21 protein-coding genes and 1 pseudogene are annotated in these 23,243 nt (G+C 60.5%); 13 read left to right on the top strand and 9 right to left on the bottom strand.

Going from position 1 to position 23,243, the window contains the following annotated elements; genetic code table 11:
* Window positions 1-8: 8 nt before the first annotated feature.
* The 8 genes from pepP to gcvH all read left to right on the top strand — a co-directional run bounded on the left by pepP (window position 9) and on the right by gcvH (window position 8,916).
* On the top strand, window positions 9-1,331 hold the full coding sequence (gene pepP, locus QCBJ_RS16035; RefSeq protein ID WP_093542599.1) for a Xaa-Pro aminopeptidase: 1,323 nt from the start codon (window positions 9-11) through the stop codon (window positions 1,329-1,331).
* On the top strand, window positions 1,328-2,515 hold the full coding sequence (gene ubiH / locus QCBJ_RS16030) for a 2-octaprenyl-6-methoxyphenyl hydroxylase (RefSeq protein WP_015886442.1): 1,188 nt from the start codon (window positions 1,328-1,330) through the stop codon (window positions 2,513-2,515). The genes pepP and ubiH overlap by 4 nt, the downstream gene beginning before the upstream one ends.
* Window positions 2,508-2,993, top strand: a complete 486-nt coding sequence (locus QCBJ_RS16025) for a DUF4442 domain-containing protein (protein WP_046034897.1) — start codon at window positions 2,508-2,510, stop codon at window positions 2,991-2,993. The genes ubiH and QCBJ_RS16025 overlap by 8 nt, the downstream gene beginning before the upstream one ends.
* A gap of 9 nt (window positions 2,994-3,002) precedes the next feature.
* Complete coding sequence (locus QCBJ_RS16020) at window positions 3,003-4,220, top strand: 2-octaprenyl-3-methyl-6-methoxy-1,4-benzoquinol hydroxylase (RefSeq protein WP_177410669.1); 1,218 nt, start codon at window positions 3,003-3,005, stop codon at window positions 4,218-4,220.
* A 164-nt stretch (window positions 4,221-4,384) separates the two neighbouring features.
* Window positions 4,385-5,389, top strand: a complete 1,005-nt coding sequence (locus tag QCBJ_RS16015) for an extracellular solute-binding protein (protein ID WP_015886439.1) — start codon at window positions 4,385-4,387, stop codon at window positions 5,387-5,389.
* 234 nt (window positions 5,390-5,623) lie between these two features.
* Window positions 5,624-7,240: an iron ABC transporter permease gene (locus QCBJ_RS16010; protein WP_102061184.1), complete on the top strand. Its 1,617-nt coding sequence runs from the start codon at window positions 5,624-5,626 to the stop codon at window positions 7,238-7,240.
* Window positions 7,241-7,396: 156 nt separating this feature from the next.
* Window positions 7,397-8,479 carry a glycine cleavage system aminomethyltransferase GcvT gene (gcvT, locus tag QCBJ_RS16005; RefSeq protein WP_102061183.1) on the top strand — a complete coding sequence of 361 codons (1,083 nt, stop codon included), beginning with the start codon at window positions 7,397-7,399 and terminating at the stop codon, window positions 8,477-8,479.
* A gap of 53 nt (window positions 8,480-8,532) precedes the next feature.
* Window positions 8,533-8,916 (top strand): glycine cleavage system protein GcvH, encoded by a 384-nt coding sequence (gene gcvH, locus QCBJ_RS16000; RefSeq protein WP_102061182.1) that lies wholly within the window; start codon window positions 8,533-8,535, stop codon window positions 8,914-8,916.
* A gap of 41 nt (window positions 8,917-8,957) precedes the next feature.
* Here gcvH and QCBJ_RS15995 read toward each other — a convergent pair whose 3' ends face one another.
* From QCBJ_RS15995 to QCBJ_RS15965, 7 genes are all read right to left on the bottom strand, one after another.
* Entirely contained in the window at window positions 8,958-10,097 is a 1,140-nt protein-coding gene (locus QCBJ_RS15995; RefSeq protein ID WP_102061181.1) for a DegT/DnrJ/EryC1/StrS aminotransferase family protein, read from the bottom strand.
* A 158-nt stretch (window positions 10,098-10,255) separates the two neighbouring features.
* On the bottom strand, window positions 10,256-10,921 hold the full coding sequence (locus tag QCBJ_RS15990) for an outer membrane protein (protein ID WP_102061180.1): 666 nt from the start codon (window positions 10,919-10,921) through the stop codon (window positions 10,256-10,258).
* A gap of 188 nt (window positions 10,922-11,109) precedes the next feature.
* Window positions 11,110-11,424, bottom strand: a complete 315-nt coding sequence (locus QCBJ_RS15985) for a DUF2388 domain-containing protein (RefSeq protein ID WP_003176799.1) — start codon at window positions 11,422-11,424, stop codon at window positions 11,110-11,112.
* Window positions 11,425-11,493: 69 nt separating this feature from the next.
* Window positions 11,494-11,940, bottom strand: a complete 447-nt coding sequence (locus QCBJ_RS15980) for an NfeD family protein (RefSeq protein ID WP_015886433.1) — start codon at window positions 11,938-11,940, stop codon at window positions 11,494-11,496.
* A gap of 10 nt (window positions 11,941-11,950) precedes the next feature.
* Complete coding sequence (locus QCBJ_RS15975; protein WP_010207363.1) at window positions 11,951-12,871, bottom strand: SPFH domain-containing protein; 921 nt, start codon at window positions 12,869-12,871, stop codon at window positions 11,951-11,953.
* Window positions 12,872-12,948: 77 nt separating this feature from the next.
* On the bottom strand, window positions 12,949-14,628 hold the full coding sequence (locus QCBJ_RS15970) for a GspE/PulE family protein (protein WP_046034904.1): 1,680 nt from the start codon (window positions 14,626-14,628) through the stop codon (window positions 12,949-12,951).
* A gap of 82 nt (window positions 14,629-14,710) precedes the next feature.
* Window positions 14,711-15,049 (bottom strand): hypothetical protein, encoded by a 339-nt coding sequence (locus tag QCBJ_RS15965; protein ID WP_015886431.1) that lies wholly within the window; start codon window positions 15,047-15,049, stop codon window positions 14,711-14,713.
* 127 nt (window positions 15,050-15,176) lie between these two features.
* Between QCBJ_RS15965 and QCBJ_RS15960 the strand changes: the two genes are divergently transcribed.
* Window positions 15,177-15,647, top strand: coding sequence for an Lrp/AsnC family transcriptional regulator (locus QCBJ_RS15960; protein WP_015886430.1), 471 nt, complete (start codon window positions 15,177-15,179; stop codon window positions 15,645-15,647).
* Between the two features lie 86 nt (window positions 15,648-15,733).
* Here QCBJ_RS15960 and QCBJ_RS15955 read toward each other — a convergent pair whose 3' ends face one another.
* A complete protein-coding gene (locus QCBJ_RS15955; protein ID WP_015886429.1) occupies window positions 15,734-17,101 on the bottom strand; it encodes an inorganic triphosphatase in 1,368 nt (455 codons plus the stop codon).
* A gap of 158 nt (window positions 17,102-17,259) precedes the next feature.
* On the opposite strand from QCBJ_RS15955, the gene argE reads away from it, so the two are divergent.
* Both argE and argA read left to right on the top strand, forming a co-directional pair.
* Window positions 17,260-18,408 carry an acetylornithine deacetylase gene (gene argE / locus QCBJ_RS15950; protein WP_046034906.1) on the top strand — a complete coding sequence of 383 codons (1,149 nt, stop codon included), beginning with the start codon at window positions 17,260-17,262 and terminating at the stop codon, window positions 18,406-18,408.
* A 135-nt stretch (window positions 18,409-18,543) separates the two neighbouring features.
* On the top strand, window positions 18,544-19,845 hold the full coding sequence (argA, locus tag QCBJ_RS15945) for an amino-acid N-acetyltransferase (RefSeq protein ID WP_015886427.1): 1,302 nt from the start codon (window positions 18,544-18,546) through the stop codon (window positions 19,843-19,845).
* Between the two features lie 165 nt (window positions 19,846-20,010).
* On the opposite strand, the pseudogene tauA reads toward argA, so the two are convergent.
* Window positions 20,011-20,382 (bottom strand): annotated as a pseudogene (tauA, locus tag QCBJ_RS30420) (taurine ABC transporter substrate-binding protein); the annotation flags it as partial.
* 370 nt (window positions 20,383-20,752) lie between these two features.
* Between tauA and QCBJ_RS15935 the strand changes: the two are divergent.
* Together QCBJ_RS15935 and QCBJ_RS15930 are read left to right on the top strand one after the other, a co-directional pair.
* Window positions 20,753-22,123: an OprD family porin gene (locus QCBJ_RS15935; protein WP_102061179.1), complete on the top strand. Its 1,371-nt coding sequence runs from the start codon at window positions 20,753-20,755 to the stop codon at window positions 22,121-22,123.
* A 292-nt stretch (window positions 22,124-22,415) separates the two neighbouring features.
* Window positions 22,416-23,054, top strand: coding sequence for a peroxiredoxin (locus QCBJ_RS15930; protein ID WP_015886425.1), 639 nt, complete (start codon window positions 22,416-22,418; stop codon window positions 23,052-23,054).
* Window positions 23,055-23,243 lie beyond the last annotated feature (189 nt).

Raw genomic sequence — 23,243 nt, 5'->3', positions numbered from 1 at the left:
ATCTGCCCATGATCCATATCCCCAAAGCGGAATACACCCGACGCCGCAAGGCGCTCATGGCGCAGATGGAACCCAACAGCATCGCGATCCTGCCGGCCGCCGCCGTGGCGATCCGCAATCGCGATGTCGAGCACGTGTACCGCCAGGACAGTGACTTCCAGTACCTGAGCGGTTTCCCCGAGCCGGAAGCCGTGATCGTGTTGATGCCCGGTCGCCAGCACGGCGAGTACGTGCTGTTCTGCCGCGAGCGCAATGTCGAACGCGAGCTGTGGGATGGCCTGCGCGCCGGCACCGAAGGCGCGATCCGTGACTTCGGTGCCGACGATGCCTTCCCTATCACCGATATCGACGACATCCTGCCCGGCCTGATCGAAGGCCGCGACCGGGTGTACTCGGCGATGGGCAGCAACGCCGAATTCGACCGGCACCTGATGGAGTGGATCAACGTGATCCGCTCTAAAGCGCACCTGGGCGCCCAGCCGCCGAACGAATTCGTTGCCCTGGATCATCTGCTCCACGACATGCGCCTGTATAAATCGGCGGCAGAGTTGAAGGTGATGCGCGAGGCGGCCCGAATCTCCTGCGCCGCCCACGTGAAGGCGATGCAGGCCAGCCGCGCCGGTTTGCATGAGTTCAGCCTGGAAGCAGAATTGGACTATGAGTTCCGCAAGGGCGGCGCAAAGATGCCGGCCTACGGTTCCATCGTCGCCGCCGGGCGCAACAGCTGCATCCTGCATTACCAGCAAAACGACGCGCTGCTCAAGGACGGCGACCTGGTGCTGATCGACGCCGGTTGTGAGATCGACTGCTACGCCAGCGACATCACCCGTACCTGGCCGGTCAACGGCAAGTTCTCGCCGGAACAGAAGGCGATCTACGAGATTGTGCTGGCCTCCCAGGAAGCCGCCTTCGCCGAAATCGCCCCGGACAAACATTGGAACCAGGCCCATGAGGCCACGGTGCAGGTCATCACCGCCGGGCTGGTAAAGTTGGGCTTGTTGCAGGGCGACGTCGACGAGTTGATCGCCAGCGAAGCCTATAAAGCCTTCTATATGCACCGCGCCGGCCATTGGCTGGGCATGGATGTGCATGATGTGGGCGAGTACAAAGTGGGCGGTGAATGGCGTGTGCTGGAAGTCGGCATGGCGTTGACCGTGGAGCCGGGGATCTACATTTCGCCGGACAACCAAAACGTGGCAAAGAAATGGCGTGGCATTGGCGTACGCATCGAGGACGACGTGGTAGTGACCAAGCAAGGCTGTGAAATCCTGACCGGCGGCGTGCCCAAGACCGTCGCCGACATCGAAGCGCTGATGGCGGCTGCCCGATGAGCCGGGTCAACCTGGCCATTATCGGCGGCGGTTTGGTAGGCGCCAGCCTGGCGCTGGCGTTGCAGGCCGGGGCTAAGGCCCGTGGCTGGAAGATCGTGCTGATCGAACCCTTTGCGCCGGGCGACAGCTACCAGCCGAGCTACGATGCGCGGTCTTCGGCGCTGTCCTATGGCGCCCGGCAGATCTATCAGCGCCTGGGCCTGTGGCAGGACATTTCCCGCCGTGCCGAGCCGATCAAGCAAATCCACGTGTCGGATCGTGGGCGTTTCTCCACCGCACGGTTGTCTGCCATGGAGGAGGGCGTGCCGGCCCTCGGTTACGTGGTGGAAAACGCCTGGCTGGGCCAATGCCTGTGGCAAGGCCTGGACAAAGACGTGGTCAGCTGGCGTTGCCCGGCGGAAGTCACGCGCATGGAGCCGCTGGCCGATGGCTACCGCCTGACCCTCAACGATGAAACCGTACTGGAATGCGATCTCGCCGTACTGGCCGATGGTGGCCGCTCCGGACTGCGCGAACAGCTGGGCATCGGCGTGAAAACCCGCCCGTACAACCAGAGCGCGCTGATCGCCAACATTACCCCGAGCGAGTCCCATAACGGCGAAGCCTTCGAACGCTTTACCGATGAGGGCCCGATGGCCCTGTTGCCGCTGCCGGACAACCGCTGCGCCCTGGTCTGGACCCGCATCGGCATGGACGCACAGCGCCTGGCCAATCTCGACGAACGCAGCTTCTTGAGTGAATTGCAGGGCGTGTTCGGCTACCGCCTGGGCACCCTCAAGCAAGTCGGCGCCCGCCATCTGTACCCTCTGACCTTGGTCGAAGCCGAAGAGCAGGTGCGTTCCCACCTGGCGATCCTCGGCAACGCCGCCCACAGCCTGCACCCGATTGCCGGGCAAGGCTTCAACCTGTCCCTGCGCGATGCGAATGCCTTGGCCGAGGCCTTGCTGGCCGGGCCGCAAGTGCCGGGTGACCTGGCGACCTTGCAGGGCTATCGCGAACGCCAGCGCTTGGACCAGAAACTCACCGTGGGCTTCTCCGACCAGGTCACGCGCCTGTTCGGCAGCGCCCAGCCGCTGGTGGCGCTGGGACGCAACATGGGCCTGCTGGGCCTGGACCTGTTGCCACCGGCCAAACGCTGGTTCGCCCGTCAGGCCATGGGCCTGGGCACGCGTCCCGATGCGTAAGTGGTTGATCGAGCGCCTGGGCAAGGCGCGGTTGTTGCGCTGGATCATGACCCTGTATCCGCCGTACCTGGGGGCGGGGGTCAGCGTCCGGCACATGAGCGCCGATTTCCGTCACGTCAAAGTGCGCATGGGTCTGGGCTGGTACAACCGCAACTATGTCGGCACGCAATTCGGCGGCAGCCTGTATTCGATGGTTGACCCGTTCTACATGCTGATGCTGATGGAGAACCTGGGCCGCGACTACATTGTGTGGGACAAGGCCGCGAGCATTGACTTCGTGTCGCCGGGCAAAGGCCCGGTGTATGCCGAATTTTCCATCGACGAGGCCTTGCTGGACGAGGTCCGTCGACACACCGAAGGGGGCGAGAAGTACCTGCCCCACCTCAAGGTGCAGATTCATGACGGCTCCGGCACCCTGGTGGCGCGGGTCGACAAAACCCTTTATGTGCGGCGCAAGCCGCCAGTGAGACAGGCTTAAAGCATGGACATGCGCGCAGATGTGCTGATTGTCGGGGCCGGAATGGTCGGAAGCGCCTTGGCGCTTGCGTTGCAGGGCAGTGGCCTGCAGGTGCTGTTGCTCGACGGCAGCCCGTTGAGCGTCAAGCCGTTCGACCGTGATGCGGCCTTCGAGCCCCGGGTGAGCGCCTTGTCGGCCGCCAGCCAGCGCATCCTCGAGCGCCTGGGGGTGTGGGACGGTATCGTCTCGCGGCGCGCCAGCCCCTACGGCGAGATGCAGGTGTGGGACGGCAGCGGCACCGGGCAGATCCACTTTTCGGCGGCCAGCGTGCATGCCGAGGTGCTTGGGCACATCGTCGAGAACCGCGTGGTTCAGGATGCCTTGCTCGACCGCCTGCATGACTGCGACCTGGGCCTGCTGGCCAATGCCCGCCTGGAACAGATGCGCCGCTCCGGCGATGACTGGCTGCTGACGTTGGCCGATGGCCGTAAGTTGCGTGCGCCGCTGGTGGTAGCCGCCGACGGCGCCCACTCCGCCGTGCGCCGCCTGACCGGCACTGCGACCCGCGAATGGGATTACCTGCATAACGCCATCGTCACCAGCGTGCGCAGCAGCCAGCCGCACCAGCGCACGGCGTGGCAACGGTTTACCGACACCGGGCCGCTGGCGTTTTTGCCGCTGGTGCGGGATGGGCAGGAGGATTGGTGCTCGATCGTCTGGTCGACCACGCCGGCCGAGTCCGAGCGCCTGATGGCGTTGGACGATGAGAGCTTCTGCGGTGAACTGGAGCGCGCCTTTGAAGGGCGGTTGGGGACCGTGGTGAGCGCCGACCCGCGTGTGTGCGTGCATTTGCGCCAGCGTCACGCCAAGCGTTACGTGGCTGAGGGCCTGGCGTTGATCGGAGACGCGGCACACGTGATACACCCGTTGGCGGGGCAGGGTGTGAACCTGGGTTTCCTCGATGCGGCGGTGTTGGCCGAGGTGTTGTTGGCGGCAACCGAGCGTGGTGAGCGGCTGGCGGATGTGAAGGTGCTGAGTCGTTATGAGCGTCGGCGCATGCCGCATAACCTGGCGTTGATGGCGGCGATGGAGGGTTTCGAGCGTCTGTTCCAGGCCGATCAACTGCCGTTGCGCTGGTTGCGCAATGCTGGCTTGAAGATGGTCGACCAGATGCCTGAAGCCAAGGCCGTGTTTGTACGCCAGGCGCTGGGCCTGACCGGCGATCTACCTGGCCTGGCAAAACCCTGACATCGAAATGCGGTTACTGCTGTGCTCGTAAAAGATAGGCCGCGATGAGGCTATCCGCTTCATCGCACACTCCCTCATGCAACATCTGGTAACGCCTCCACCAAGCGCCACTAAATGCCAGTCCTTATCATTTGCCCTCTTTTTGCAAATGAGAGACCGCCCCCATGTTGGCACCCAAGCGCCTCCTGACTGCCCTGGCACTCACCTTGATCGGCAGCACGACCGTGCAGGCCGCCGACGAAGTGGTGGTCTACTCCTCGCGCATCGACGAGCTGATCAAGCCGGTGTTCGATGCCTACACTCAGAAGACTGGCGTGCAGGTGAAGTTCATCACTGACAAGGAAGCCCCGCTGATGCAGCGCATCAAGGCCGAGGGCGAGAACGCCACTGCCGACCTGCTGCTCACCGTGGATGCCGGCAACCTCTGGCAGGCCGAGCAAATGGGCATTCTGCAACCCTTCACCTCCGCAGTCATCGACAAGAACATCCCCCTGCAGTACCGCTCTTCAAAGCATGCCTGGACGGGCTTGAGCCTGCGCGCTCGGACCATTGCCTACTCCACCGACCGGGTAAAGCCGGGTGACCTCACCACCTACGAAGCCCTGGCCGACAAACAGTGGGAAGGCCGCCTGTGCCTGCGTACGGCGAAAAAAGTCTACAACCAGTCGCTGACCGCCACCCTGATCGAAACCCACGGCGCGGCCAAGACCGAGGAAATCGTCAAGGGTTGGGTCAACAACCTGTCCACCGACGTATTCTCCGACGACATCGCCGTGCTCGAAGCCATCAATGCCGGCCAGTGCGATGTGGGCATCGTCAACACCTACTACTACGGCCGCCTGCACAAGCAGAAGCCGGACCTGGCGGTGAAGTTGTTCTGGCCGAACCAGGGCGACCGTGGTGTGCACGTGAATTTGTCGGGCATCGGCCTGACCAAACACGCGCCGCACCCGGAAGCCGCCAAGGCGCTGGTGGAATGGATGACCACGGCTGAGGCGCAGAAAATCTTTGCCGACGTGAACCAAGAGTTCCCGGCCAACCCGGCGGTACCGCCGTCGGCCGAAGTGGCGACCTGGGGCAAGTTCGTGGCTGATACCTTGCCGGTGGAAGTGGCGGGCAAGCGCCAGGCTGAAGCCATTCGCCTGATGGATCGCGCTGGCTGGAACTAAGTACACTCTGCCGGGCACCGTAGATCCAAATGTGGGAGGGGCTTGCTGTGGTGACCGGGCTTGCTGTGATGAGCGAGCTTCCTGTGGTGAGCGGGCTTGCCCCGCGCTGGGCTGCGGAGCAGCCCCAATGGTTCTACGGTGAACCCGTCGGGGGGCAAGCCCCCTCACCACAGCAAGCCCCCTCCCACATTGGATTGCGGCGATTTCAAGCTATTCATTCACTGAGAACTGACTTTGGCCCACCCCGCCCAACGCCGCTGGTACCTGCCGGTCTTTACCGTCGCCGCCCTGGTGCTGCTGCCGCTGAGCGTGCTGTTGCTGTCCTGGCAGAGTATCGACGCGCAAATCTGGTCTCACCTCTGGGAAACCCAGATGCCCCGCCTGCTGGGCAACACGCTGACGCTGGTGCTGGGTGTCGGTGTTGGCGTAACCCTGTTAGGCGTGAGCCTGGCCTGGCTCACTAGCCTTTGCGAATTCCCCGGCCGACGCTGGCTCGACTGGGCGCTGATGCTGCCCTTCGCCATACCGGCTTATGTGCTGGCGTTTGTATTCGTCGGCCTGCTGGACTTCTCAGGGCCTGTGCAAACCCTGCTGCGCGAATGGTTCGGCACCGGCCTGCGTCTGCCACGGGTGCGCTCCACCAGCGGTGTGATCATCGTCCTCGTGCTGGTGTTCTACCCCTACGTCTACTTGCTGGCGCGCTCCGCGTTCCTGGCCCAGGGCAAAGGCCTGATGGAAGCGGCGCGGGTGCTCGGGCAATCGCCGTGGCGAGCGTTCTGGCACGTGGCACTGCCCATGGCGCGGCCGGCGATTGGTGCCGGGGTGGCGTTGGCATTGATGGAAACCCTGGCGGATTTCGGTGCGGTCTCGGTGTTCAACTTCGACACCTTCACCACGGCCATCTACAAGACTTGGTACGGCTTTTTCAGCCTATCCAGCGCCGCCCAATTGGCCAGCCTGTTGCTGCTGGTGGTGATGCTGGTGCTGTACGGCGAACGGCGTGCCCGGGGCGCGAGCCGACCGAGCAATGAGCGGCCACGGGGCCAGGCGCTGTATCACCTGCGCGGGTTCAAGGCGGCGGCGGCCAGTAGCGGGTGCGGGCTGGTATTCGCCTGTGCGTTTGTCATCCCGATGCTGCAATTGTTCGCCTGGTTCTGGCAGCGCGGCCGCTTCGACCTGGATGAGCGCTATTCCGGATTGATCCTCCACACCCTGTACTTGGGTGGTATCGCTGCCCTGATCACCGTCAGCGTGGCGCTGGTGCTGGCTTTCGCCAACCGCCTGGCGCCGACACGCGCGATCCGCTCCGGCATCAGCCTGGCCAATGTCGGCTATGCCTTGCCGGGCTCGGTGCTGGCAGTGTCGATCATGTTGGCGTTCAGCTACCTGGACCGTGAATGGGTGGTGCCGCTGTCCGGCTGGCTCGGTGGTGCGGGCAAACCGTTGCTGTTGGGCAGCCTGTCGGCGTTGGTGCTGGCGTATCTGGTGCGATTCCTGGCGGTGGCCTACGGGCCGTTGGAAAACAGCCTGGCGCGTATCCGGCCCTCGTTGCCGGAAGCGGCACGCAGTCTTGGCGTCAGCGGTCCACGACTGTTTTGCAAAGTGTATCTGCCGTTGTTGTTGCCGGGCACCTTGAGCGCAGCGTTGCTGGTGTTCGTCGACGTGCTCAAGGAAATGCCCGCTACCCTGCTGATGCGCCCGTTCGGCTGGGACACGCTGGCGGTGCGGATCTTTGAAATGACCAGTGAAGGCGAGTGGGCCCGGGCGTCTTTACCTGCGCTGACCCTGGTGCTGGTGGGCCTGTTGCCGGTGATCGGGCTGATCCGACGCTCCGCCCGGCAAATCGGTTAGGTGCCAGTCCTACGGCTTGCGGCTACAATGCGCGGCATTCGGTGCGGTCCGTCTTTCGGATCGAGTCGCTGGACGTGGCTGCAGGCCTTGTAATTCAAGGTGTCCGGCACGAACAGCAATGCTGCGCACCTTCGCCAAGCCCGGAAGGAGAAACCCATGGGACAGCGTACGCCTCTGTATGACCTGCATCTCGCCCTCGGCGCGAAAATGGTCGATTTTGGCGGTTGGGATATGCCTCTGCACTACGGCTCGCAAGTTGAAGAACACCACCAGGTGCGACGCGACTGCGGGGTGTTCGATGTATCTCATATGACCGTGATCGATGTCACCGGCCCCCAGGCCAAGGAATGGCTCCAGCGCCTGCTGGCCAATGATGTCGAACGTCTGCATGGCTGTGGCCGTGCGTTGTACAGCGCCATGCTCAACGAAAAGGGCGGCGTGGTGGACGACATGATTGTCTACCGTACCGAGGCCGCCTATCGGCTGGTGGTCAATGCCGCCACTCGCGACCAGGACATGGCCTGGATGCATGCGCAACTGGGCAATTACCAAGTGCAACTGCATGAGCGGCCTGAGTTGGCGATGCTGGCTATTCAAGGTCCCCACGCCCGGCAGAAGATCGCCGAGTTGGTCACCCAGTCTCGTGGCACGCTGATTCACCAGCTCAAGCCCTTCGAGGGCCAGGCTGATGGCGATTGGTTTATCGCGCGCACGGGTTATACCGGGGAAGATGGCCTGGAGATTGTCTTGCCGGCTGATCAGGCGCCGGGTTTTTTCAACGACCTGGTGGGCGCTGGTATTTCACCCATTGGTCTCGGCGCCCGAGATACGCTGCGTCTCGAAGCCGGTATGAACCTGTACGGCCAGGACATCCACCAGAGCGTTTCGCCCTTGGCTTCGAACATGGCCTGGAGTATCGCCTGGGAGCCTGCCGAGCGTCATTTCATTGGCCGCGCTGCGCTGGAAGCGGAAAAAGCAGCCGGCGTGCAGTTCAAACTGGTCGGGCTGGTACTGGAAGAACGCGGGGTTTTACGCGCTCACCAGGTGGTTCGTATCGCCAATATTGGCGAAGGGGAGATCACCAGTGGTAGTTTCTCTCCTACGCTGAGCAAATCCATTGCCCTGGCGCGTGTACCGACGGCAACCGCTGATCGGGCCGAAGTGGAAATCCGCGGCAAGTGGTACCCGGTTCGAGTGGTCAAACCGACCTTCGTGCGCCATGGCAAAACCTTGATCTAACCTATTTCCGGCAGGCCGAAGGCCGCTGACATTACTTCTTGAGGACACAGACTATGAGCGATATCCCTGCCGACCTGCGTTTCGCCGAAAGCCACGAATGGGCGCGCCTGGAAGCTGACGGCACTGTGACCGTCGGTATTTCCGACCATGCTCAGGAAGCGTTGGGTGATGTGGTGTTTGTTGAATTGGCCGAAGTTGGCGCTCAGTTTGACGCTGCGGGCCAAGCGGGCGTGGTTGAGTCGGTGAAGGCCGCCTCGGATATCTACGCTCCGATTGCGGGCGAAGTGATTGCCGTCAACGAAGAACTGAGCGGCAGCCCCGAGCTGCTCAACTCCGACCCGTACGGCGCGTGGATCTTCAAGCTCAAGCCTAGCAACCCGGCTGACCTGGAAAAACTGCTGGATGCTGCTGGCTACAAAGCCGCCATCGGCGAGTGATCCTGTTGCGGGAGCCGGTTATCCGGCTCCCGCAATGTGTTTCAGCGCTGTAGAACCGCCTTCACCGCTGCCACCGAGCGCTCCACATCCGCCTCAGTCATCGCCGTAAACATCGGCAGTGACACGATCAAACGCCCCACCTTCTCCGCCACCGGAAACATACCTTCCTTGAACCCCTGCGCCCGATAAAGGCTCAGCAGGTGGATCGGCGGATAGTGATAGCCAATGCCGACCCCGTGGGCCTGCATCTGCTCCATGAAGGTGGCGCGGGCCGGTAGGCCGTCGTGGCGCTCCGGCAGTACCAACTGGAACAGGTGCCAGTTGCTGTTTTCGAAATCAGCCGGCGGCAGCTGTGCGCCGTATTGCTCTTCGAAATCACTGCCAAAGCATTTGAAATAGTGGCGCGCCAGGTTCTGGCGGTGCGCGGTGATCTTCTCGATATGGGCAAATTGCCCCAGGCCAATGGCAGCGGCGATGTCGGTCATATTGAACTTGCCGCCCAGCACGTCCACGTCCAGACCATCGAAGCCGCTGCGGGTAACGCCTTGCAGGCGGTACTTCTCTGCCAGCCGCGCTTCCTCTGCGTTGTTCAACACCAGGCAACCGCCTTCGGAAGAGGTGATGTTCTTGTTGGCCTGGAAGCTGAACGACACGAAATCCCCAGTGGCGCCGATACGTTCGCCATCCCAGCTGGAACCCAGCGCCTGCGCTGCGTCCTCGACGATGCGCAGGTTGTACTTGTTGGCCAGTGCATACAGCATCGGCATGTCCAAGGGCAGGCCGGCCAGGTACACCGGGATGATCGCCTTGGTGCGCGGGGTGATGGCAGCCTCCACCTGGACCAGGTCGAGATTGCGGGTAACCGGGTCAATATCGGCAAACACCGGTGTGGCACCCACTTCCAGGATCACGTTGGCCGTGGCCACCCAGGAGATCGGCGTGGTGATGACTTCATCGCCTGGCCCAATACCGGCGATGCGCAAGGCAATCTCCATGGTGCAGGTGCCCGAGTTGAACGTGCGCACCGGCCGTCCGCCAAAGTATTCCGACAACTGCGCTTCGAAGGCCTGCACTTTCGGCCCGCTGGTAATCCAGCCCGAACGCAGTACATCGCCGACCGCCGAGATGGTGGCTTCATCAATGGTGGGTTTGGAAAACGGCAGGAAGGGCTGTTGGCTCATGACGACGAAGGCATCCGTTTCAGATTGGCGATGAGTAAGCGAGGTATCAGTACCGGCATGGTTGCACGGCTTGACTGAATATAGCCTGTCGCCTGTGAATGAATCGTCACCGTCCGGTTAAAAAATGCCGCTTCGAAAGCGGCATTTCCTACTAGGTTTCAGAAGGAATAGCGCGCCTCCAGAAACACATTCTGTTCCTTGAGCTTACCTTTGAGTTGCTCATCCCGAGCGTTCACACGGTTTGCGAAGGTGTTGTAGCCGGTTTCAACATCGCCCATTGCGATGTAACGATAGCCAGCACCCAGCGTGATTTGCTCACTGACCTTGGCTTCCAGCCCCATGCCTACGCTGTAGGCGAAATGATGCTGGCGATTGCTGGCGAAACGACGGGTCTCATTCGTTTGATAGCCCTCGGCTTCAATGCGTGCGACGCCCACCCCGGCCATGCCGTAGAACGACAACCATGGGTTGATCGGGATGTCTTTATAGCCATTGAGCATCAAGCGTTGGCTCTGGACATGCAGGCTGTTGACGTTGGCATTGAAGGGGGCCCAGTAGGATTTGAATGTCGAGTTGTTCGGCATGGTGTATTCCCCTTCGAGGCGCCAGCCATTGTCAAAGGCATAGCCCGTGGCGAAAGAGGCCACAAATGACTTGCTGCTATCCGGGGCGTCCATCCTGTCAGTGACGCGTGGGCTGGTCAGCAGCGAGCTGGAGAGATTCTGGCGAGCGCTGTTGAATTTGGCTGATCCGTACCAGCTTTCCGCTTGTGCGTAAGGGGTGGCAAATGCAGAGAGCAGCAGTGCGTAGGCAAGCGTGTGCATGGGCAGTGGTTCGCTTTATTTAAAAAGGAAGCCTTAGCTTGTTGCCCGGCAGGGTGAGGCTCGACAGGACTTCTCCGTGTTCACTTGGGAAAGCAGGGATGCTTATGTAGTAATCAGCGGCGATGACCGTAGGAATTGAAGACAAAAAAATGCCGCTGTCAAAAGCGGCATTTTTTATCGAGCCCGAGTTATTCGGTGACGGCGTTTTTCGCGAGGATGGCGTTGGCCAGCTCCATGTCCGTGGCCTGCAGGCCAGGGTTATCGGCGCGGACTTTCTGCATCGCGGCTTCCAGGTACGGGCCACGGATGCCGCCGTCGCTGGCAACAAAGCTGCCTGCGTCATCTTGTGCGGCAACCACCAGCTTGTGGTCTTTGAAGGTCAGGTACGTCGAGCCTGTAGTGGCGCCCGACGAGATGACATTGCGCCAGAAACTGTCGGCCATGGCTGAACCGACAGGGAGGGAAAGCACAGCGAGGGTTGCGACAGCATATTTGAGACGCATGATGGGTGACTCCGGGTGGGTTATCTGTAGTTTATGATTGTAGTTAGGCCAATCGAGTTCCATCACTGACTAAACAGTTTCAACCTTTAACACCACGCCTTCCTGGCCAACCACCCGTACTTGAGCGCCTACGGGGCTGTCCGGGCCGGTCACCATCCACACGCCATCGCCGACCTTTACCTTGCCCCGGCCATCTACAATCGCCTGATGCACCACGAAGGTGCGGCCGATCAGCTCCGAGCCACGCTCGTTCAAGCCTGGCTGGTCACTGGCCTTGGCGCTGCTGCGTTGGCGCTTCCACCAATACACCGCCGTCAAAATCGACAACACGGCAAACAGCAGGAGCTGCCATTCCAGCCCAAGAGGCGGCACCAGGAACTTGATCACGCCCACGGCAGCCGCTGCGATACCCATCCACAACAGGTAACCACCGGCGCCAAATACTTCAAGAATCAACAGCACGGTACCCAGTGCCAGCCAATCCCAGAACGACAGATGCTGCAGGAAATCCCACATGGCGATGGCCTCAGCCTTTCTTGTTGTCGAACGTCGCCTTGACGATCTCGCCGATACCGCCGACCGCGCCGATGACTTGGCTGGCTTCCAGCGGCATCAGGATGACCTTGCTGTTGTTGGCCGAAGCCAGCTTGCCCAGGGCATCGATGTATTTCTGCGCGACGAAGTAATTGACTGCCTGCACGTTGCCCGATGCGATCGCCTCGGACACGACCTGGGTGGCACGGGCTTCCGCTTCGGCCTGACGTTCGCGGGCCTCGGACTCAAGGAACGCCGCTTGGCGGCTACCTTCAGCCTCAAGGATCTGCGCCTGCTTCTTGCCTTCGGCAGTCAGGATCGCCGAGGCGCGCAGGCCTTCGGCTTCGAGGATTTGCGCACGCTTGATCCGCTCGGCTTTCATCTGGCCCGACATGGCGGCCATCAGGTCGGCCGGCGGGCTGATGTCCTTGATCTCGATACGGGTGATCTTGATGCCCCAAGGTGCCGTGGCTTCGTCCACGGTTTTCAGCAGTTTTTCGTTGATGCCGTCACGCTGGCTGAGCATGGCATCCAGCTCCATGGAGCCGAGCACGGTACGGATGTTGGTTTGCAGCAGGTTGCGGATGGCATGTTCGAGGTTGTTGACCTCGTAGGCGGCCTGGGCCGTGTTGACCACCTGGAAGAAGCACACGGCGTCGATCTGCACGGTGGCGTTGTCGGCGGTGATGACTTCCTGGGGCGGGATGTCCAGCACGCTTTCCATCACGTTGATCTTGCGGCCGATGCGGTCCATGACCGGGATAATGATGTTCAGGCCAGGCTTGAGGGTGTTGGTGTAGCGCCCGAAACGCTCGACCGTCCATTGGTAACCCTGGGGGACGACCTTGAAGCCCATGAACAGGATGGCGATGGCCAAGCCCACGAAAAGAAGCAGTACGGTTCCGATCTGCATAGCGATTCCCTATCTGATGGTGTCAGTGAAACGACGTTCGGCCGATTGTAACGGTGTTGTCACCGATAAGAACGGTTTCACCGCGTAACAAACAAAGGATTTGTTACCGAATCCCCAGGGGTCACCCGCAATACCTCCGCCAGGGTGGTCAGCCCTGCCTGGACCTTTTGCACGCCAGCCATGCGCAGGCTGCACATACCTTGTGCCACCGCCGCCTGACGCAGCGCCTGCACGTCGGCGCCGGGCGTGATCAGCGTCTTCAGTGCTTCGTTCAACACCATGATTTCGTATACGCCGGCGCGTCCCCGATAACCGCTGTTTCGACATTCAACGCACCCCACGGCCTCATGCACGTCACCCCGTGCACGCTTGCAGTGGGGGCACAAAACCCGCACCAAGCGCTGCGCCATCACGCCCAGTAGCGTTGCTTTGATCAAATAATGAGCAACTCCCAGTTCCTGCAAGCGGCTGATGGCACTGGGTGCATCGTTGGTATGCAGGGTCGACAGCACCAAGTGTCCGGTCAACGCGGCTTGGATCGCCATTTCAGCAGTTTCCTGGTCGCGAATCTCGCCGATCATGATGATGTCCGGGTCCTGGCGCAGCAGGGCGCGGATGCCGCTGGCGAAGGTCAGGTCGATGTTGTGCTGCACCTGCATCTGGTTGAACGCCGGCTCGACCATCTCGACCGGGTCTTCCACGGTGCACAGGTTGACCTCCCGGGTCGCCAGTTGCCTGAGCGTCGTGTAGAGGGTGCTGGTCTTGCCCGAACCGGTAGGGCCGGTGACCAGGATGATGCCATTGGTCTGGCTGGTCATGGCGTGCCAGCGCTGTTGGTCATCAGCAGACAAGCCCAATTGGTCAAAGCCTTTGAGCAGCACCTGCGGGTCGAAGATCCGCATCACCAGCTTCTCGCCAAACGCCGTGGGCAAGGTGGAAAGGCGCAGCTCCACTTCCGCGCCTGTCGGGCTTTTGGTCTTGACTCGGCCGTCCTGGGGCCGGCGTTTTTCCGCTACGTTCATACGGCCCAGGCTTTTCAGGCGGCTGACCACCGCCATCGTGACCTGGGGCGGAAACTGATAGACGTCATGCAGCAGCCCGTCGATACGAAAGCGTACCCGGCCCTGTTCGCGGCACGGCTCGATGTGGATATCACTGGCACGCTGTGCGAAGGCGTACTGCAACAACCAGTCGACGATGTTGACGATATGCGCGTCATTGGCATCCGGCTCTTGCTCGCTGGCGCCGAGGTTGAGCAATTCGACATGGCCAGGCGCCGCGACCTTTTGGTCGGCACCGCTGACGGATTTGGCCAGCCGGTAAAACTCGCCGATGCAGCGCGCGATGTCCTGCGGGTTGGCCACCACGCGTTTGATCGAACGCTTGAGCACCTGCGCCAGCCCGGCTTCCCAGCTGGTGATGTGGGGTTGGGCGCTGGCGACAGTGACGGTCTGCGCGTCCACCGCCACCGCGAGAATGGCATGACGTTGGGCGAACGCGTGAGACATCAGCGGCACCACGGCTGCCACGTCGATCTTCAATGGGTCGATACGCAGATAGGGTTGCCCGGCATGCTGGGCAAGCCATTCGGTCAGGGTTTCCAGGTTGGGGCCTTGGGCTGCGATGCTCTCCAGGGGATGCTGGCTGTTGCTGGCCGGCAGCGCCGACAAGCGCTGCGCCACTTCGGGTGTGATCAGGCGCCCGTCGACCAAAGCCGGCAACAGCTGATGCAGTTCCAATCGTTGATCAACAAGCATGAAGGTTTTCCTGGGGCAATGGGTGTAAACCCCAGGCTAGTCAGCCTCTGAATATCCACCTCCCAGCGTGTATTGCAGGTTTTTACTGCGCGACGGCCATCACCGCCTGAGGCCCCGCCGAATCAGCCGACCACACGTCGAGCGAGCACACGCTGATCAGGTTTCGAATCTTTTCACCGATCACCTGGGCGCGGTGCCAGCTCAAGCCATCCATCAGGATGTTGATGTTAAGCAGGTCATCTTCCCTGTTCACCGTGACCTGTCGCGGCGTGAGGCATTGCAGGGCGAAATAGTTGAGCACCCGGCACAACACATCCGGTTCCGCCTCGGCGACGATGCGGTAGTGCGCCTGGCAGTGGGCACTGTTGACGGCCCACGCATCGACGCGGGTTACAGGGTGGGTGGTTTCGATGGCGTGCATGCTGGCTCTCCAGATTCGACTGGAGAAATTTTTACATTCGCTAACGGAGATTTCTTATCTAAGATGAGCCTTTTGTGCGATTAATCGAATCGTATAATTCAAGATAAGCACAATAAAAGGTATTTATATGCACAGCCAGTTGGACGCCTACGACCGCCGTATCCTGGCCCTGTTGCAAGAAGACGCCTCGCTCTCCAGCGCGCAGATCGCCGAACAGGTCGGCCTGTCTCAATCGCCGTGCTGGCGACGGATCCAACGGCTCAAGGAAGAGGGCGTGATTCGCGGTCAAGTGACCTTGCTGGACCGCAAGAAGATCGGCCTCAACACGCAGATTTTCGCCGAGGTGAAACTCAACGCCCACGGTCGCTCCAACTTCACCGAGTTCACCGACGCGATTCGCGGGTTTCCGGAAGTGCTGGAGTGTTATGTGCTGATGGGGGCGGTGGATTTTCTGCTGCGTATCGTCACCTCGGACATCGAGGCCTATGAGCGGTTTTTCTTTGAAAAGCTGTCGATGGTGCCGGGGATTCAGGAAGTTAATTCGATTGTGGCGTTGTCGGAGATCAAATCCACTACCAGCCTGCCGGTCTTGCGCTGACCGGACCGGCCTCATCGGGAGCAAGCTCCCTCCCACATTTGGAATGCATTTCAAATGTGGGACGGGCTTGCTCGCCGATGGCGATCTTACAGACGCAGCAACATCTTCCACGCACGGTTCTGGTACACCGCAATCGCCTGATGCATCCGCGCATCCAGCGACTCGTCGGTGATCGGCTGGTTGGCCAATTGCACCAACTTGTTCAGCTCGCCGTACAGGCGGTCCAGTTCCGGAATATCCACCACCTGGCGCGCATGGTGCAGCCAGGCCTGGATGCGTTCGATGCGCGGCAGCTGCTCAGCCAGGTCTTCCGGCTGTTGCTGGTAGCGCGGCAGTTGCAGGGCGACGGCATCGTCGGCCAGCAGGCGTGGCAGCCAGTTGGTGATTTGCGCAGCGCCTTGGCGGTTGCCGCGTACGTTGCGGTCGGCGGTCCAGGTGCGGGCCAGCAGCCAGCGCGAAGCGTTCAGTGAGAACAGGCCCCAACGCACGTCGTCCAATTCTTCGATGAACTGTTCCGGTGCGGCTTTGCGAATGTCTTCGTCGTCATCACCGGCTTGCACCAGCGGGCGCCAGTCTTCCAGCAGGGCATCGAGTGCGCTGCGCAGTTCGCTGGTGGATTGGCGCGGTGCCGCCTGACCGAGGCTACCGATCAGGGCGCGCAGTTCGCCGAGGTTGTCGACCCAGTCCTGCAGCAGGCGCCAGTGGCCATTAAAACGGTATTGCTCGGCCAGGCGCTGGCTGCTGCCAAGCAAGTGCCACATGATCGCGGCGAAGGCGTCGTCCAGCGGCATTTCGGCCTGCAGTTGCGGCGCCGGCAGGCTCAAGGAGTAGCTGCTGGCGTCGTACAGGCGATAGCCACGCTCGGCTTTGCTGATGTCGCATGGCATCAAGGCAAGGGTGGCGGCCAGTTCGGCGGCGAGTTCCAGCAGGGCAGCCGGTTCGCCTTCGCGCAGTTCCAGTTCCAGCTCACAGATTTCTTCTTTCTGCTTGCCGACCACCACATGGCCCAGGTCCAGGGCGGCTTCGATGACCACCTTGGCCTTGCCACGGCCCCAGGCGATTTCGGCGCGTTCACGCACGAAGTCGGTGGTGAAGATCGGCTTGAGGGTCTTTTTGTCCAGCTCGGCCAACTGCTCTGGCCAGCATTCGCCGTCGAGCTTCTTCACGTCGAGCTTGGCTTTGGGCAGTTCCCAGTTGTATTCGTTACGTTCCGACAGGCCGGCGACGCTCTGGCCACGGGTCTTGAGGGTCTGGATGATGTCGTCACCGTCCTTGCGCAGGCGCAGGGCGACTTTGGCCTGGGCCAGGTCGCGCTCGGGGGTGTCGAAGTATTGGTTCATCAACTCACGGCGTTCCCAGCCACTTTTGTTGCGTTTTTTCAGTAGCGGGTGCTCACGCAGCGCGGCGAGTGTTTCGCGGCTGACGCGGAGCTTGATTTCGGTTTCTTTCTGCATGGCCGGAAAATCCAGGATCGGGAGCGCAGCCGGGGAAAAGTGTGGCTGCCAAGGTCGTGCAGTGTACAGGACTGAGCCCGGCAACGTGCCGCAACGGTTTATTGTGTTGTGCAGATGCCTCTATAGTGAGGTTCATCCGGGAAGTTGAGAGACCGCGCATGCCGTTACCGTCCATGAAAGAGCAGTTCGCCGCACTGGTTGCCGCGCCTTCGGTCAGTTGCACCCAAGCGTCTCTCGACCAGACCAACCGCCCGGTGATCGATTTGCTTGCCAGCTGGCTGGGAGACCTGGGCTTCGCCATCGACATCCAACACGTCAGCCCCGGCAAGTTCAACCTGCTCGCCAGTTTTGGCAGCGGCCCCGGCGGCCTGGTGCTGGCGGGGCATAGCGACACCGTCCCTTATGACGCCGCGTTGTGGAAGACTGATCCGCTCAAACTGACGGAAGTCGACGGCCGCTGGGTAGGATTGGGCAGTTGCGACATGAAGGGCTTTTTCGCGCTGGCCATCGAAGCGGTATTGCCGCTGCTGGACCAACCGTTCAAGCAGCCGCTGCTGATCCTCGCGACCTGCGATGAAGAAAGCTCGATGTCCGGTGCGCGCGCACTGGCCGAGGCGGGTCGCCCCCTGGGCCGTGCGGCCGTGATCGGCGAGCCCACCGGCCTCAAGCCGATCCGCCTGCACAAAGGCGTGATGATGGAGCGCATCGACATTCTTGGGCAAAGCGGCCACTCGTCGGACCCGCGCCTGGGTCACAGTGCCCTGGAAGCCATGCACGACGCCATTGGCGAACTGCGTGGTTTGCGCCTGGCCTGGCAGCGGGAGTACCGCAACCCGCAATTCAGTGTGCCCCAGCCGACCATGAACTTCGGCTGCATCCACGGCGGTGACAACCCCAACCGCATCTGCGGTCAATGCTCCCTGGAATTCGACCTGCGACCTTTGCCGGGCATGGATCCCGAAGTGCTGCGCGCGGCCATCCGGCAGAAGCTTGAACCCTTGGCCGAGCGCCATCAGGTCAAGATCGACTATGCGCCGCTGTTCCCCGAAGTGCCGCCGTTTGAGCAAGTCGAAGACGCCGAGCTGGTGCGGGTCGCGGAACGATTGACCGGTCATCGTGCCGAAGCAGTAGCGTTCGGCACCGAAGCGCCTTATCTTCAGCGCCTTGGTTGTGAAACCCTGGTGCTCGGCCCCGGCGACATCGCCTGCGCCCACCAGCCGGGCGAGTACCTCGAAATGTCACGCTTGACGCCTACAGTGCGTCTATTGCGGGAACTGATCGAACATTACTGCCTGAAACCTGCATAAATTAACCCCTGCCTATTCGTACATAGAAGGAGAGTGAGCGTGTCGCCAAGCCTGTTCCGACGATAACCATCAGCCCGCTGTGCGTTTTCACGACTCATCCTTTTTCGGCTGCTTTTTATTACAGGCCCAGGTTCCATGCCCGAATACGTCAATTGGCTTCGTCACGCTTCGCCCTACATCAACGCTCACCGGGACTGCACCTTTGTGGTCATGCTGCCCGGCGATGGTGTGGAACATCCTAACTTCGGCAATATCGTCCACGACCTGGTGCTGCTCCACAGCCTCGGCGTGCGACTGGTGCTGGTGCACGGTTCGCGCCCACAGATTGAGGTGCGCCTTGAAGCGCGTGGCCTGACTCCGACTTACCACGAAGGCATGCGCATCACCGATGCCGCGACACTGGAGTGTGTGATCGACGCCGTCGGCCACTTGCGTATCGCCATCGAAGCACGCCTGTCGATGGACATGGCCTCGTCGCCGATGCAGGGCTCGCGCCTGCGCGTGACCAGCGGCAATTTCGTAACCGCACGTCCTATCGGCGTACTGGAAGGCGTGGACTACCACCACACCGGCGAAGTGCGTCGTGTCGACCGCAAGGGCATCAACCGCCTGCTGGACGAACGCTCCATCGTGCTGCTGTCGCCGCTGGGGTATTCACCGACCGGTGAGATCTTCAACTTGGCCTGCGAAGACGTCGCTACCCGCGCTGCCATCGACCTGGGCGCCGACAAGCTGCTGCTGTTTGGTGCCGACCTGGGCTTGATCGATGAAAACGGTCGCCTGGTGCGCGAGTTGCGCCCGCAACAAGTGCCGGCCCACCTGCAACGCCTGGGCAGCAGCAACTACCAGGCCGAGTTGCTGGATGCGGCCGCCGAGGCCTGTCGGGGCGGCGTAGGACGCAGCCATATCGTCAGCTACGCCGAAGACGGGGCCTTGCTCACCGAACTGTTCACACGGGACGGCGGCGGTACGCTGGTGGCCCAGGAGCAGTTCGAACTGGTGCGTGAAGCGGCGATTGAAGATGTCGGCGGCTTGCTCGACCTGATCAGCCCGCTGGAAGAGCAGGGCATCCTGGTGCGCCGTTCGCGCGAAGTGCTTGAGCGTGAGATCGAGCAGTTCAGCGTGGTGGAGCGCGAAGGCATGATCATCGCCTGTGCGGCGTTGTATCAGATCGCCGATTCGGATGCGGGTGAGCTGGCCTGCCTGGCGGTGAACCCGGAATACCGCCACGGCGCACGGGGTGATGTGTTGCTGGAGCGTATCCAGACCCGTGCGCGGGCGCAGGGGTTGAAGACCTTGTTCGTGCTTACCACGCGTACCGCCCACTGGTTCCGTGAGCGCGGCTTTGTGCCGAGCAGTGTGGACCGTCTGCCGTCGGCGCGGGCGTCGCTGTACAACTATCAGCGTAACTCGAAGATTTTCGAGAAGGCCCTCTAAACCCGATTTCGGGAACGACACAGGTTAAAAATGTGGGAACGGCCTTGCTCGCTCCCACATTGGATCTGAGGTGTCTGGGCGTCCGGCAATCGGACGCTGGCCAGCAGTTCGGAAATGTCCGTAGTTTTTAGGCTGTCAGTTTCGAGATTTATTGCGCTGTCACCCGAACACCGCGTCGATTTCGCTACGTTTCCACTCAGCGGCAATTTCTGTCGCGTTCAGGTTCAACACATTCACTTTCCGAGCATGCAGGCCCCAAGGCTTCAGCGTGCCGAGCTGGCTTTTATGAGAGGTTGAGAGAATCGGTGTGGCGATGGTTCTTCCGATCAGGTCCTGGGCTGCGACATTGTGGCTGCCGTTATGCACCGCTCATGCTTCAGAAGCATTGATCTGGGCCGATACTAACGATGCAACGAGGGGTAGATTTCGTGAAGCTGCTGAGGTAGGCGATCGCAAATGGGCGGCTTTGACATCAAAAGAAAGAATTAGTGACACAAAAACTGTAACAAATTGACGGGAGGATATGCGTTTGGCCATGATGGCGTCGCGTTTTTGATCGTAGGTGACGTATGCAACCGTATGGCCACGCTATTCGATCTAAAAAGGCGTTAACAAATACCTTTTAGGCATTAGCTAAGGGAGCGGTTGGTCTACCCTGACCTGTCCGCATCACGAAATGGCTTATTCCCAAATCGTATGAAAAAGAATGAAACAATTCTTTTTGGGTGTATGAAAAACTCATTACCCTGCAGGGACCAAATCAACTGCGGTTAGACGAAGGTAGTAGACACACAAGGTTACGATTGACTTGTCAGTCACTATGCGGTGCTAATCGCGCATCTGTGGATCGAGGGCGTTAGACCCGAGACCTAAGAAATACAAAAATTAGAAATGAGAGGAGCGGTACATGAAGAAGTCCACCTTGGCTTTGGCTGTAGCTTTGGGCGCAATCGCCCAGCAAGCAGGCGCTGCCGGTTTTATCGAAGACAGTAAGGCAACACTGGGGCTGCGTAACTTTTACATCAACACGGACAACCGTGATGGGCACCCGAACGCGACGTCCAACACCCGCAGCAAAAACGCTGAGTGGGGCCAAGGCTTCGACCTGCGTTTTATCTCGGGTTACACCCAAGGTACCGTTCAGTTCGGTGTTGATGCGATCGGCCTGTACGGTGTGCGTCTGGATTCGAGCAAGTCTGATCACGGTAACTTCACCGGCACCGCTTCCGGCGGCACCGTGTTCCCAAGCGACGGCAACAAGGCTGTTAATGATTACGCCAGCCTGGGCGTGACCGGTAAGGTCAAGATCTCCCAAACCGAACTGAAGCTGGGCACTCTGCAGCCTAAACTGCCAGTTATCGTGACTAACGATGGTCGTCTGCTGCCTCAAACCTTCCAAGGTGGCCAGATCACCACCAACGACATCAAGGATTTGACCCTGGTTGCCGGCCAGGTGGAGAAGGCCAAGGGCCGTAACTCCAGCAACAACGAAAACTTGTCGATTGCTGGCGCCAACGGTAGCTCCAACTACAACGCAGGCAAGTTCACCAACAAGTTCTACTACGCCGGTGGCGATTACAAGCTCACCAAAGACCTGACTGCCCAGTACTACTACGGCAATCTGGAAGACTTCTACAAGCAGCACTTCCTGGGTCTGACCCATAACTGGGCAATCGGTCCGGGCGTATTGAAGTCTGACCTGCGTTATTTCAACAGCTCTGACGATGGGAAGAACGGCGACACTGCTGCCTACTTCACCAGCGGTAACTACAACAACTTCAACGCAGGTAAAGGCAAGGTCGACAACAACCTGTACAGCGGCCTGTTCCTGTACACCGTTGCGGGGCACACCTTCGGTGGTGGTTATCAAGTCAGCAATGGCAGCAGCGATTTCCCTTGGTTGAACCAGGGTGACGGTTCGTCGGCTTACATCACTACCGACATGCAGATCCAGAAGTTCGCCCGCGCTGGCGAGCGCACCTGGCAAGCACGTTACGCTTACGATTTCGCCAAGGTTGGCGTACCTGGCCTGACGGCCGGTGTTGTCTACCTCAAGGGTAGCGACATTGACACAATCGCCAACAATGCGGGTCGTGCTGAAACCACCGGTCAATCCGAGTGGGAACGCGACATCACCGTTGCTTACGTAATCCCAGAAGGCCCACTGAAAAACCTCGGTGTTGCCTGGAAAAACGCAATGTGGCGCACCGACCTGGCGAACACCCGTTCCCAGGACGAAAACCGCCTGATCGTCAGCTACTCGCTGCCACTGTTCTAGTAGCATGAAGCTGTTGTAAGCTTGTAAAACCTTGCCCGGCGCAACGCCGGGCAAGGTGTCTTACTTTTCAAGTCGGGCTCAACCCCCGCAAGCCCTTCCTGAATCCCTCTGTGTACAGCGTCTCAAGGCCTTCTCAAACCTTGAAATGGATGTTGCTCCTCGCGCGTACGCCCGTCCAATGAACAGATTTTTAATATTCCTTTATCGTCTAGATAAATCGATATTTATTCTTTTTAAATAATCCACAATCCATGCACAGTGGGCTCCATAAGCACTCACCAGGAGCCACACCATGAGCCTAAGACTGGGCGATATCGCCCCCGACTTCGAACAGGATTCCAGCGCCGGCAAGATTCGTTTCCACGAATGGCTGGGCGATAGCTGGGGTGTGTTGTTTTCCCACCCAGCGGACTTCACGCCGGTGTGCACCACCGAGCTGGGTTTCACCGCCAAACTCAAGGATGAATTCGCCCAGCGTGGCGTCAAGGCCATCGCCCTGTCGGTGGACCCGGTGGACTCGCACCACAAGTGGATCGAAGACATCAACGAAACCCAGAACACTGTCGTCAACTTCCCGATCCTGGCCGACGCCGATCGCAAAGTGTCCGACCTGTATGACCTGATCCACCCCAACGCCAGTGACACGCTCACCGTGCGTTCCTTGTTCGTGATCGACCCGAACAAGAAGATCCGCCTGACCATCACCTACCCGGCCAGCACCGGGCGCAACTTCCACGAAATCCTGCGGGTGATTGACTCGTTGCAACTCACCGACAACCACAAGGTCGCCACGCCTGCCAACTGGCAGGACGGTGATGAAGTGGTGATCGTGCCGTCGCTCAAGGATGAGGAAGAGATCAAGAAGCGCTTTCCGAAGGGGTATCGCGCAGTGAAGCCGTACCTGCGACTCACCCCGCAACCCAATCGTTAACGCGGATATAGGCATCGGGGGAAAGCCCCCCTCCCACCGTTGACCGCATTCCCCTGTGGGAGGGGGCTTGAACTGGTCAAGTAATCTTGGACACCGATTACGGTTCACGCCGCCAACCTTTCCTTCACGACCGGCGACCTGTAGTCGTTATAGCTGTGAGGCCTGCTGATGTTGTAGCGCGAGACATAG

Origin of the sequence: Pseudomonas sp. QC2 (assembly GCF_002859085.1) — a bacterium.
Lineage (GTDB): Bacteria > Pseudomonadota > Gammaproteobacteria > Pseudomonadales > Pseudomonadaceae > Aquipseudomonas > Aquipseudomonas petroselini.
This window is presented reverse-complemented; position numbering and strand designations above follow the sequence as displayed.